General features: G+C 66.0%; 11 protein-coding genes. All 11 read left to right on the top strand.

The genetic code is table 11. The features are described from left to right. The first annotated feature begins 2 nt into the window (after nt 1–2). The 11 genes from ACX1DW_RS10700 to ACX1DW_RS10650 all read left to right on the top strand — a co-directional run bounded on the left by ACX1DW_RS10700 (nt 3) and on the right by ACX1DW_RS10650 (nt 12,516). Entirely contained in the window at nt 3–413 is a 411-nt protein-coding gene (locus ACX1DW_RS10700; RefSeq protein WP_003294216.1) for a TIGR03750 family conjugal transfer protein, read from the top strand. Continuing rightward, on the top strand, nt 410–1,102 hold the full coding sequence (locus tag ACX1DW_RS10695) for a PFL_4703 family integrating conjugative element protein (RefSeq protein WP_003294217.1): 693 nt from the start codon (nt 410–412) through the stop codon (nt 1,100–1,102). Before ACX1DW_RS10700 ends, ACX1DW_RS10695 begins: the two co-directional genes overlap by 4 nt. Then, nucleotides 1,099–2,013: a TIGR03749 family integrating conjugative element protein gene (locus ACX1DW_RS10690; RefSeq protein WP_003294218.1), complete on the top strand. Its 915-nt coding sequence runs from the start codon at nt 1,099–1,101 to the stop codon at nt 2,011–2,013. The genes ACX1DW_RS10695 and ACX1DW_RS10690 overlap by 4 nt, the downstream gene beginning before the upstream one ends. Continuing rightward, the gene (locus tag ACX1DW_RS10685) at nt 2,003–3,436 is read left to right on the top strand and encodes a TIGR03752 family integrating conjugative element protein (RefSeq protein WP_003294220.1); all 1,434 of its coding nucleotides are present in this window, start codon (nt 2,003–2,005) and stop codon (nt 3,434–3,436) included. The genes ACX1DW_RS10690 and ACX1DW_RS10685 overlap by 11 nt, the downstream gene beginning before the upstream one ends. After that, a complete protein-coding gene (locus ACX1DW_RS10680; RefSeq protein WP_003294221.1) occupies nt 3,417–3,851 on the top strand; it encodes a TIGR03751 family conjugal transfer lipoprotein in 435 nt (144 codons plus the stop codon). Before ACX1DW_RS10685 ends, ACX1DW_RS10680 begins: the two co-directional genes overlap by 20 nt. Then, on the top strand, nt 3,851–6,739 hold the full coding sequence (locus ACX1DW_RS10675; protein ID WP_024162453.1) for a conjugative transfer ATPase: 2,889 nt from the start codon (nt 3,851–3,853) through the stop codon (nt 6,737–6,739). The genes ACX1DW_RS10680 and ACX1DW_RS10675 overlap by 1 nt, the downstream gene beginning before the upstream one ends. Nucleotides 6,740–6,752: 13 nt before the next feature. Beyond that, the gene (locus tag ACX1DW_RS10670; RefSeq protein WP_003292124.1) at nt 6,753–7,496 is read left to right on the top strand and encodes a DsbA family protein; all 744 of its coding nucleotides are present in this window, start codon (nt 6,753–6,755) and stop codon (nt 7,494–7,496) included. Nucleotides 7,497–7,691: 195 nt separating this feature from the next. Further along, nucleotides 7,692–8,186, top strand: coding sequence for a RadC family protein (gene radC / locus ACX1DW_RS10665; protein WP_003292123.1), 495 nt, complete (start codon nt 7,692–7,694; stop codon nt 8,184–8,186). A gap of 225 nt (nt 8,187–8,411) precedes the next feature. Continuing rightward, nucleotides 8,412–8,888 carry a MerR family transcriptional regulator gene (locus ACX1DW_RS10660; protein WP_003292122.1) on the top strand — a complete coding sequence of 159 codons (477 nt, stop codon included), beginning with the start codon at nt 8,412–8,414 and terminating at the stop codon, nt 8,886–8,888. After that, nucleotides 8,885–11,848 (top strand): HsdM family class I SAM-dependent methyltransferase, encoded by a 2,964-nt coding sequence (locus tag ACX1DW_RS10655; RefSeq protein WP_003292121.1) that lies wholly within the window; start codon nt 8,885–8,887, stop codon nt 11,846–11,848. Before ACX1DW_RS10660 ends, ACX1DW_RS10655 begins: the two co-directional genes overlap by 4 nt. A 149-nt stretch (nt 11,849–11,997) precedes the next feature. Next, nucleotides 11,998–12,516, top strand: coding sequence for a hypothetical protein (locus ACX1DW_RS10650; protein WP_013721898.1), 519 nt, complete (start codon nt 11,998–12,000; stop codon nt 12,514–12,516). Nucleotides 12,517–12,544 lie beyond the last annotated feature (28 nt).

The raw sequence follows: 12,544 nt of genomic DNA, 5'->3' as shown, positions 1-12,544 counted from the left end.
CGATGGCCGTCCCTTCGGAGACCCCGCAAGACACGCTGGTGACCTTCCTGCCGCATCGGCTGAACCGCCAGCCGGTGGTCGTGCGCGGGCTGACCGCCGACGAGTTGTGGATCTGCACCGGCCTGTCGGCCGCCGCCGGGTTCGCGCTCGGCCTGCCGCTGGCCTGGCTCACGCACAGCATCGCCGTGGTGCCCACGCTGATCGTCGCCGGTATCGCGCTGGGCGTCTTCGTCGGTGGCGGCTTCCTGCGCGCGCAGAAGCGCGGCCGGCCCGACACCTGGCTCTACCGGCAGCTCCAGTGGCGGCTGGCATTGCGGCACCCGGCGCTGGCAGCGCTCCTGGGCGGCCAGCGCCTCATCACCCGCTCGGGCTACTGGACTACCCGGCGCAATGCCGATCGAGGTACGCCATGAGCCGTTTCAAGAACGAGGTTGCGCACCTGCAGGCGCACGTGAAGACGTTGCGTCTGGGGGCCGGCGCGTTGTTCGTGGTGGCGCTGCTGCTCGGCTTCGGTTGGTGGAGTGCGCCGAAGAGTCTGACCATCCATGTGCCGCCGGACTTGCGCTCGGGCAGCACGCGCAAGTGGTGGGACGTGCCGCCCGAGAGCGTGTATGCCTTCTCCTTCTACATCTGGCAGCAGGTACAGCGCTGGCCCACGAACGGCGAAGAAGACTACCCGCGCAACCTGCGCGCGCTGTCGGCCTACCTGACGCCGAGCTGCCGGGCCTTCCTGCAGCAGGACTACGAGTACCGGCGTGCCAGTGGCGAGCTGCGTCAGCGCGTGCGCGGCATCTACGAGATTCCCGGCCGCGGCTACGGCGATGATCCGGCCACGCGCGTCAAGGTGGTTTCCGACCGCGATTGGATCGTCACGCTCGACGTGAGCGCGGACGAATACTACGGCTCCGAGCAGGTCAAGCGCGCCCTGGTGCGCTACCCCATCAAGGTCGTCCGGCTGGACATCGACCCCGAGCACAACCCCTTCGGCCTGGCGCTGGACTGCTACGCCAGCGCACCCCAGCGCATCGAACCGTCGCCGACGCCGACCCAGGCCGGCGTGCCCGCCAATGCCTCCGGCCATCTGCAGGGAGACTCCCCATGAAGCCCGTTAACTGGTCGGCCCTGGCCGGCGTCCTGCTGATCCTCGGTTTCGTGCCGGCCAGCCAGGCCGTGGAAATCCTGCGTTGGGAGCGCCTGCCCCTGCCGGTGCCGCTGGTGGTCGGCCAGGAGCGCGTGGTCTTCATCGACCGCAATGTGCGCGTCGGCGTGCCGGCCAGCGTCGGCGACCACCTGCGCGTGCAGAGTGCGGGCGGCGCGATCTACCTGCGGGCGAGCGAGCCGATTCCGCCCACGCGGCTGCAACTGCAGGACGTGGAATCCGGCGCGCTGATCCTGCTCGACATCGCCGCCGAGCCGGCGAAGGACGGCCAGGCGCCGCTGGAGCCGGTGCGCATCGTGGAAGCGGAAGCCCCCGCGAAGCGCTACGGCGGCGGTGCAGCAAGCGGCGCGGACGAGCAGGCCGATGCGCCCGCGGACAAACCCCTTCTCCGGCGCGAAACGCCGGTACCGGTCGTGCTGACGCGCCATGCCGCGCAGAGCCTGTACGCGCCGCTGCGCACCGTCGAGCCGGTCGCCGGCATCGGGCGCGTGAACCTGCGCCGCGGCCTCGCGCTGGACACCTTGCTGCCGACGCTGCCGGTGCACGCGCGGGCACTGGTCGCGTGGCGCCTGGAAGACCAGTGGGTGACGGCCGTGCGACTCACCAACACCTCGGCGCGCTGGCTCGACCTCGACCCGCGCGCCCTGCAGGGGAACTTCGTGGCGGCGACCTTCCAGCATCCGAACCTGGGGCCGGCCGGTACCCCGTCCGACACCACGGTGCTCTATCTGGTCACGCGCGGCCACGGCCTGGCCGAGTCGCTGCTGCCGGCGCTGAGCCCGATCGACGCCAGCGTGAACCTGCCGCCGGCCGCCGCGGCCGGCTCGACCGGAGGAGCGCGCGATGAAGAGTAATCCGCTGCTCAAGTGGCTGCTGATCCCGATGGCGCTGCTGCTGGTGTTCGTCGGCATCAAGCTGTTCTCCGGCGCCCCCGGCGGCCAGCCCGCCCCCAAGGGCGCGGCCGGTACGCTCACGCCCGAGGAGATGAAAGCCCTGGGCATCGCTGGCGACACGCCGCGCGATACCGTCGCCACGCTGGTGGCCCAGGTGAAGCAGTTGCGCACCGAGCTGCAGAGCGCGCTCGGCGACAACAAGCAGCACAAGGCCGAGAACGAGCGCCTGCGTGCGCGGGAAGGCGCGATCGACCAACGCATCCAGAGCGCGCTGGAAGGCGAACGCAATCGCCTGGAGCAGGAGCGCACCCAGGTGGCCAGCGACAGGCAGCAGACCCAGTTGCTGCTGCAGGATCTGCAGCGGCAACTGGACGGCCTTGCCGGCAAGGGTGGCCCGTCCGACCTGCCCGTCGGGCTGGGGCTGGAAGAGGGTGATGGCCAGCGCTTCAACCGCGGCGCCGGTGGCACGCAGTGGGTCGAGCCCGACGATGCCAAGGTCGACGCCAGGAACGGCAGCAAGGAGCCGAGCTTTCCCCTGAGCTTCGGGCCGGGCCAGAAAAGCCTGTCGGCCGCAGTGGAATCGGTCGCCGACGTCGGCAGCCGCGCGGTGGGCGCATCCACGAAGGCGGTCTACACCGTGCCGTCGAACTCGACGCTCATGGGGTCGATTGCCATGACGGCGCTGATCGGGCGCGTGCCGATCGACGGAACCGTCAACGATCCCTATCCGTTCAAGGTTCTGATCGGCCCGGACAACCTCACGGCCAACGGCATCGACATCCCCGACGTGGCCGGCGCCGTGGTCAGCGGCACGGCCTCGGGCGACTGGACGCTCTCGTGCGTGCGCGGGCAAATCCGCTCGGTCACGTTCGTGTTCCAGGACGGCACCATCCGCACGGTGCCGGAGGACAGCAGCAAGGGCGGCAGCAGCGGCGGCAACGCGGGTCACAACGGCGCCAGCATCCAAGGCGGCCTGGGCTGGATCAGCGACCCCTACGGCATTCCCTGCGTCAGCGGCGAGCGGCGCAGCAACGCCCAGCAGTACCTGGGCAGCCAGGCGCTCATCACCGCGGCCGGCGCCGGCGCGGCCTCGCTCATCAAGTCCGACAACGGTAGCGTGGCCGTGGTCGCCAACAGCAACGGTTCGCTGGGCACCGTCGGCATCAGCGGCAACGAAGCGATGGGCCGCATCCTCGCGGGCGGCGTGCGCGACATGGCCGATTGGGTCAACAAGCTCTACGGCCAGGCCTTCGCGGCGGTCTACGTGCAGCCGGGCGCCAAAGTGGCCGTGCATCTGGAGCAGCCGCTCGACATCGACTACGACGCCAAGGGGCGTCGGGTCCACCACCGCACCGGAGAAGCCCATGCATCGGATCTGGATTGACGCGGCCGCCGTGCTGCTGGCGGCCACCCTGCTCGGCGGCTGCGCTACCAGCAAGGAGAAGCTGCTGCCGCACGGCGACAGCACCATGCTCGACATCTGGCATCAGGAGACCGGCGGAAGCGCGGGCGGCGGCCAGGCCGCCCGGCAACTGCTCGATGCGCGCCAGGGCCTGCGCCGGCCGCTGACCGAGGCCGATGTGCAGGCGGCGCCAGGCATGCAGGCGCGCTACACCCGTACCGCGCAGAACGAGATTCACCGCCAGTTCCACCGCCTGCCGAATCCCGACCTGGTGATGTACGTGTTCCCGCACCTGGCGGGCACCGACCCGGTGCCGGTGCCCGGCTACAGCACGGTGTTCCCGCTCTACCAGCGCGTGCAGTACGCGATGCCGGGCGAGCGCGTGGAGGACTACTGATGGCCTGGTCGCTGCCGTGGTCACGCAAGCCCGACGCATCGCCTGCTGACGCCGTAGATGCGGCCGATGATGCCTGGGCACGGCACGTAACGGCCTTGGCGGCACAGGGTGTCGCCGAGCCGGGCAGCGCGCTCGGCCGGGGCCGGCGCAGGCCGGCCACCCAGGCCGACCACGATGCGCTCTATGGGGTCGCGCCGTCGTTCGCGGACTTGCTGCCCTGGGTCGAGTATCTGCCCGACACCAAGTGCATGCTGCTGGAAGATGGCCAGTCGGTGGCGGCCTTCTTCGAGCTGGCGCCGGTCGGCACCGAGGGCCGCGAGATGGCCTGGCTGTGGCAGGCGCGCGATGCGCTGGAGAACGCCCTGCAGGACTCCTTCGACGAGTTGGACGACAACCCCTGGGTGGTGCAGCTCTACGCTCAGGACGAGGCCGACTGGGACAACTATCTGCGCTCCCTGGCGAACTATCTGCAGCCGCGTGCGCAGGGCAGCGCGTTCAGCGACTTCTACCTACGCTTCTTCGCCCATCACCTGCGGGCCATCGCCAAGCCGGGTGGCCTGTTCGAGGACACCACGGTGACGCGCCTGCCGTGGCGCGGCCAGGTCCGGCGCGTGCGCATGGTGGTCTACCGCCGCACGTCCGCGGCCCCGGCCTCGCGGCGCGGCCAGTCGCCCGAGCAGGCGCTGACCACGATCTGCGACCGCCTCGTCGGCGGGCTGGCGAATGCCGGCGTGAAAGCCCGACGTCTCGGCGCGGCGGACATCCACGCCTGGCTGATGCGCTGGTTCAACCCGAATCCGACCCTACTCGGCGCCACTGCCGAAGATCGGGAACGCTTCTACGCGCTGACCCGCTACCCGGAAGAGCGGGAGGAGGGCGAGATCGAACTCGCCGGCGGCACCGACTTCGCGCAGCGCCTGTTCTTCGGCCAGCCCCGCTCGGACGTGCCCAACGGCCTGTGGTTCTTCGACGGCATGCCGCATCGGGTGATCGTGATGGATCGCCTGCGCACGCCACCCGTGACGGGCCATCTGACGGGCGAGACGCGCAAAGGCGGCGATGCCATGAACGCGCTGTTCGACCAGATGCCCGAGGACACGGTGATGTGCCTGACGCTGGTCGCCACGCCCCAGGACGTACTGGAGGCGCACCTCAACCACCTCGCCAGGAAGGCCGTCGGCGAGACCCTGGCCTCGGAGCAGACCCGGCAGGACGTCCAGCAGGCGCGCGGCCTGATCGGCAGCGCGCACAAGCTCTACCGCGGCGCGCTGGCTTTCTACCTGCGCGGCCGCGACCTGGCCCAGCTCGATGCGCGCGGCCTGCAGCTCGTCAACGTGATGCTCAACGCCGGCCTGCAACCGGTACGCGAAGAGGACGAGGTGGCGCCGCTGAACAGCTATCTGCGCTGGCTGCCGTGCGTGTTCGATCCGGCTGCCGACAAGCGCCAGTGGTACACCCAGCTCATGTTCGCGCAACACGCGGCGAACCTGGCGCCGGTCTGGGGCCGCAGCCAGGGCACGGGGCATCCGGGCATCACGTTCTTCAACCGCGGCGGCGGTCCGATCACCTTCGATCCGTTGAACCGCCTCGACCGGCAGATGAACGCGCATCTGTTCCTGTTCGGCCCCACGGGCTCGGGCAAGAGCGCGACGCTCAACAACATCCTGAATCAGGTGACGGCGATCTATCGGCCGCGCCTGTTCATCGTCGAGGCGGGCAACAGCTTCGGCCTGTTTGGCGACTTCGCGGCACGGCTGGGTCTCACCGTGCATCGGGTGAAACTTGCACCCGGCGCGGGCGTCAGTCTGGCTCCGTTCGCCGACGCCTGGCGCCTGGTCGATACGCCGAGCCAGGTACAGACGCTGGACGCCGATGCGCTCGACGAAGACCAGACCGATGCCGGCATGGCCGTGGAAGGTGACGAGCAGCGCGACGTGCTCGGGGAGCTGGAGATCACTGCGCGACTGATGATCACCGGTGGCGAGGACAAGGAAGAAGCGCGCATGACCCGCGCCGACCGCAGCCTGATCCGCCAGTGCATTCTCGATGCGGCACAGCAATGCGTAGCGGAGAAGCGCACGGTGCTGACCCGCGATGTGCGCGACGCGCTGCGCGAGCGCGCCCGCGACGCCACGCTGCCTGAGATGCGGCGCGCCCGGTTGCTGGAGATGGCCGACGCCATGGACATGTTCTGCCAGGGCGTGGACGGCGAGATGTTCGACCGGTCCGGCACGCCGTGGCCCGAGGCGGACATCACCATCGTGGACCTGGCCACCTTCGCGCGCGAGGGCTACAACGCCCAACTCTCGATTGCCTACATCTCGCTCATCAACACCGTCAACAACATCGCCGAGCGCGACCAGTTCCTGGGCCGCCCGATCATCAACGTGACGGACGAAGGCCACATCATCACGAAGAACCCGCTGCTCGCGCCCTACGTGGTCAAGATCACCAAGATGTGGCGCAAGCTCGGCGCCTGGTTCTGGCTCGCCACGCAGAACCTGGACGACCTGCCGAAAGCGGCCGAGCCCATGCTCAACATGATCGAGTGGTGGATCTGCCTGTCGATGCCACCCGATGAAGTCGAGAAGATCGCGCGCTTCCGCGAACTCAACGCTTCGCAGAAGGCGCTGATGCTCTCGGCACGCAAGGAGGCCGGCAAGTTCAGCGAGGGCGTCATCCTGTCCAAGTCGATGGAAGTGCTGTTCCGCGCTGTGCCGCCCAGCCTCTACCTGGCGATGGCGATGACCGAGCCCGAGGAGAAGGCCGAACGCTTCCAGTTGATGCAGCAGCACGGCATCAGCGAGCTGGATGCCGCCTTCCGCGTGGCCGAGAAGATCGACCGTGCGCGGGGCATCGAACCTCTGACGCTGGACACGTTGGCCTGACGGGAGCAACACGATGCGCATGCCCTCATTCGCCCGCCGTCATCCCTGGATCGGTCTGCTGATCGTGGCGACGACTGGGGTTGCCTCGTGGATGCTGCTGCGCGCGCCGCATCCGGCAACCGAGCCCATGTCCCTGGCCGCCGCCGGGTCCGAAGCGTCGAAACCGGCCGGCCCGCCCTGGCTGTATGGCCGTGCCGATGCGCGCTTCACGGTGGTCGGGTACGCCGACCTGGAGTGTCCGTACTGCCGGACCTACTTCCCCGCGCTCAAGCGCTGGATCGACGCCCATCCCGAGGTGAACTGGCAGTGGCACCACCTGCCGCTGTCCATGCACGAGCCGGCCGCGACCGCCGGGGCACGCCTGGCCGAGTGCGCGGGCGAGACGGGCGGACATGCCACGTTCTGGCAGGCCGTGGCGTGGCTCTACTCGAATACCCGTGGCGACGGCCAGGGCCTGCCGGAGGGCCTGCGCTATCCCGACCTCACACCAACCATGCAGGGTTGTCTCGACAGCGATCGCCCCGATGCGGTCATCCGTGCCCAGGCGGCGGAAGCGGCACAGCAGGGCATCGCGGCGACGCCGGCCTTGCAACTGCGCGACCGCGAGTCCGGCAAGACCCTCCTGCTGCATGGTCCCGTCGAAGACGATGCCTTGCTGTCGGCCATCGATCTGCTCGCCGCCGGCAGCACGACCGCAGCCGAACCCACCCATTCCCCAGACATGCCCGCCGGCGTTGCCGGTGACATGCCCAGGTAGCCATCGATCTTCAAGGCTGCGGCGCGGCTCGTCCGCGTTGATCGAAACCCGTTCGCATCGCATCCCTTGACGCGAACAGCCACCGCACCCGCGGTGGTGGATGCCCGCTCGTCACCTGTTCCATCCCCATCGTCCCCAGGAGGGTTTGCCCTCCAGGGGCAGGCGCCCTCCGATCTCATCCATTGGAGGTTCGCCATGTCTCTCGTCATCGCCGACTCCCGCCCGGAGTCGCTCACCCTGATCGCCGCCCAGCACGAAGACTGGATCATCCGGCAGGCCATCACCCTGCTGGAGAACCGCGTGTTCAAGGCCGGTCCGGCGCTGGGCAGTCCCGCCGCCGTGCGCGACTACCTGCGCCTGAAACTGGTCGCGGAGCCGAACGAAATCTTCGCCGTCGTGTTTCTCGACAACCAGCACCAGGTGCTCGCCTTCGAGCCGCTGTTCAAGGGCACGGTCGACCAGACTTCGGTGTATCCGAGGGTGGTGGTCCAGCGTGCGCTGGCGCTCAACGCTTCGGCGCTGATCCTGGCGCATCAGCACCCCTCGGGGAACACCGAGCCCTCGGCCGCTGATCGTGCGATCACCGAGCGGCTGAAGAGTGCCCTGGCCACCGTCGATGTCCGGGTGCTGGACCACTTCATCGTCGGCAAGGGCAGCCCGTACTCGTTCGCCGAAGCCGGCTTACTGTAGTCCGCAGGCGTCCCTCCGGGGGCGCCTGTTCCTCTTGCCCCTCTCCACAAGAACTGCCATGAACGGTTCCGGTTGCCACCTTGGCGATGCGTTCTGATGGTCACGATTTCGGAAGCTTGCAAGCTTGCAAGCTTGCGGGATACGCGGCTGAACCGGCCTTTATTTGTTGAGAGGCACACCTTTACATGGCAGAATGTGCGTATTTTCTAGTTGCCAGCAACGCGAATGTCTGCCGTCACCGCCATCCAGTACACTCAGGATCAGATGCGCACGCTAACTGGCGTGTCCGCCGAAACGGTGCGGCATTGGCGCAAGACCGTGCCCTACTTGGCGTCCAAGACCGGGAAGGCTGCCCGATTCACCTTCGCCGATCTCCTTGGCTTGGCCGTTACCAATGAGCTGGTCAGCTCATTGGGCGTGCACATCGCCACCGTCAGCGTCGGCGTGGACGCGCTTTTTCGGTTGCTGAGCACCAGTGGCGCGTTGGCGCTGAACGGGTCTGTGGCGTTCGTGACGCCCACTTTGGCGAACCTGTGCGATATCGGCCCCGAGGGGGTTGGGCCGGCGCCGGCCCAACCGACTCTCGTGATCCCGCTCGATCCGTTGATCATGCGGCTTCAGCAGCACATGCTGCCGATCGTCCCGACGCCGAGCCAGGCAGCGTTGCCGTTTCCACCCGAAGCTATCCGGAGTAGGGCGTGAACACTGCCACGCTGGAACAGGTGCTCGCCGCAACCGGCTACCTGCCGGACGGGCGACCCGCGCCCGGCCTTCGGTTGGGGGCTGAGGCGCAGTCCTCGCGCCACGGCCGCGTTTTTGTTCCGGACGCATTGTGGCGCAGCGCGTCGTCGTTGACCGTCTACTTCAAGTTTGAGCAAAGCGCGCCTGCAGACGATCTGGTCAGCCAGTGGCGACGAGAGGTCTGGAACGAGGGGTTCGCGCCGTTGCTGTGGGTGATCTCGCCGCAGCGTATCGACCTGTACAACGGTTTCGGCACACCCGCGAAAGAAGGCGATGCCCAGAGACATTTGATTCGGCGTTTCGAGAACATCGAAGCTTCGCTTCATGAACTGGACGAGTTGGCCGGCCGACTGGCGATCGAGACGGGCCAATTCTGGGCCCAGGTGCCGGCCATCGATCGCAAGACCAGCGTCGATCAGAAGCTCCTGTCTGACCTTGGATGTCTCGAACGCGATTTGGTCGCAGGCAATCTCGCGCGCGATGCGGCGCAGGCCTTGATTGGGCGCGTGATCTTCACCCAGTACCTGATTGACCGCGAGATCGTCAGTGCGGCGCGGTTGAAGCGGGTATGCGGCCGCACGGCGTTGCCGGCGATCCTGCGCGACCGGCCAGCGACCAGCAAGCTGTTCGCATGGCTGGCCCAGACCTTCAACGGCGATATGTTTCCGCCCTCGTCGGTGAAAACGACACCAGCCGCTCACCATTTGACGCGGGTTGCGGAGTTCCTGGAGGCTGTCGATCCTGAAAGCGGGCAACTCAGCTTCTTCCCCTACCAGTTCGACGTGATTCCGGTCGAGCTCATCAGCTCGATCTACGAGCAGTTTGCACATGCTGAGCCGCAGACTGGAGGAAAGCGCACAGAAGCGTTGCGAAACGGCGTGCACTACACGCGACTGTCCGTCGTCTCGCTGGTCCTCGATGAGGTCATGGATGGTCTATCTGGACGGGAGTCGGTGCTGGATTTGACGTGCGGCTCCGGTGTCTTCCTGGTCGAAGCGCTGCGGCGCTTGGTTCATCTTCGCTCGCAAGGTCAGCCGCCCACGAGGGAGCTGATCCGCTCGACGCTCTACGGGCAGGTGTATGGCGTAGACATTAGCGAAGCCGCGATTCGCGTCGCTGCGTTCAGCCTGTACCTGGCTGCGCTTGAGCTGGACCCTGACCCGCAACCACCGCAGTCCCTGAAGTTCCAGCCATTGATCGGCAGGACATTGCTCGTCGGTGACGCTCGTACTGTCGAACGTGATGGAGATGGCAAGGCCGTGCTGGCGACGCCGACAGGGCTGAAGCAGTTCGACCTTATCGTGGGCAATCCCCCTTGGAGCTTTAGGGGGCAGACAGGAACCGAAGCGCGGCGCAAGACCAGGGTTGCGGGCGTACCTGCGCAACCGCGCGGTGAAGGCTTGGATTTCGTGTTGCGAGCGGCGGAGTTCTCACATGAGAAGACCCGTTTCGGCATCATTCTTAGCGCGATGCCGTTCTTCAGCCGCAGCGGCACCGGCATGGCAGCAGCTCAGCATGTGATGCGAGCCGTGGCTCCGATCACCTTGGTAAATCTGTCCAATTTGTGCAGTTGGCTCTTCGCGACAGCGGCTATGCCCGCAGTGGTTCTCTTTGCCCGTCATCGACCGAAGCAGCGAACGGATCAGGTCACGGTCGTTCAGATCCCGTGGACGCCCAGCGGTGCAAGGACTCATTCGTTCGAGGTGGCGCCGAGTGACGTCATCACTTTGACACTCGACGAGATCCAAGAACAGCCGTTGAAGCTCAAGGCAGCAGCCGTTGGCCGGCGCCGTGACCTCCTATTGCTGGATGACTTGACTTCGGCCCACAGAAATCTGGGCGAGCAACTCTCATTACTCGACACTACCTTCCAGGTTGGATTGATTCGCGGGGCCCCAGAGAATCAGACGCGCGATGCTCGCCCGCTAAAGGGATTGGATGTACTGCAAGTCAAAGACATGCAGCACTTCAACATTCCCGATGATTTGCCGACTTTCAGCCAATCGAAGGCACAATGGCCACGATCGCGGGAGATATATCAAGCCCCGCTTCTCATCGTGAAGGAAATGCTTCTGGGGAGTCCACGCGTCTTGGCGGCCGTCTCCGAGCGGGATCTCGTCTTCACGAACTCATACTTCGCAGTGTCTCTTCCGAGAGGGCACACGCGGACGGCACATTTGCTTGCCACCGTGTTGAGTTCTGCTTTTGCGACATGGTTCTTCTATCTGACCGCTGCAGAGTTTGGAATCTACAAGAGGAAGCTGCTGGCTCGCGACCTCAGCTTCCTACCGGTGCCTAATTTCACGAGCGCAGTGAAATCTGAGGCTGGCCAGCGCCTGCTGCAGATTGAGAAGAATCTGCGCGCCAACGGCACCGACGAGAGGGGATGGGCTGAACTGGACGAAGCTGTCTTCGATCTGTACGAACTGAACGATGCCGACCGAACTGTCATTCGAGACGGCCTCCTTCGCGCCGGGTGGCAATGGGAAACCGGCCGCGAATCATCCGTGGAGCCATCGGACAGTCGTACTGAGGTCACGGCGTATGCCAAGACGTTCCTGTCCGTTATCGAGGATTGGCTTTCCGTTCGCAATAAGCGGCACATGCGCGCCGAAGTGCTCGACTTGCCAAGCAGTTCGGCCTTGCGCGTCGTGCGCTTTGTCTTGGAAGAGGGGCCGGGTAATGCGAGCGTGAGCGTCGTGGCACCACAAGGCGAATTGGGTGAAGTACTGGCACGTATCGGCAGGCGCCTGAAAGTCAAGATTGCGACCGCGCTCAGTGCAGAGCGGGAATTGCGAGTGCACGGACGCAACGAAGTCGTGATCATCAAGCCAGCAGCGCGGCGCTACTGGATGGGCATAGCGGCACTGGAAGATGCCGATGCAGTGGTCGCGGAGAGCTTTTCAGGGGGCAAAGTTTGAGGATCCCCTATGAGACACCTCCTGCACTGGGCAGAGAGTTCATTGAACTTGAGCCCGAGGTTGTGGCGGTCATTCTGCTGACACTGGCCGCAGGTTGGCAGCGAGCATGCGCAGCCGAGGACGTGAATGCCAACGCTGGAGAGGTAATCATGACCGAGCGCCTGCGGGACGGGATGCGCATTGCGCTGAAGAACTCCCCGTGGAAGCAGATCATGGTGCTACCTGGCACGGAATCGCGATCTAAAAGCAACGTGATGCTACCAGACGGACGTACCGACATCCCGCTGGCGTTCGTCGAAATTTTCTTGCGCACGCAGGAGCATGATCCGCACGCGATCATCGAATGCAAACGAATCGCCGGGTCGGACACTCACTTGTGTCGAGAGTACGTCGTCGAGGGCATGGATCGATTCATCCAGGAGAAGTACGGCGAGAACCATGCTATCGGCTTCATGGTGGGGTACGTTCTTGCCGGCGTTCCTTCGGAATCCGCGGATGGCGTCAACGCTTACTTGAGAAGAGTTTCGCGCTCGGTAGATCGCCTCGCCCCGAGCGACATCAGTGACGGGACTTGGCAGAGCCTACACGCACGCTCCAAGCCGTCGATGCCGATTCGCTTACAGCATGCGTTTCTTGGGTTCGCGGGCACCTCAGCGTCCCGCACCTGATCTCCGCCTCCGACAGGAGGCAATCACA

The organism is Stutzerimonas sp. KH-1 (assembly GCF_054483855.1).
This window is presented reverse-complemented; position numbering and strand designations above follow the sequence as displayed.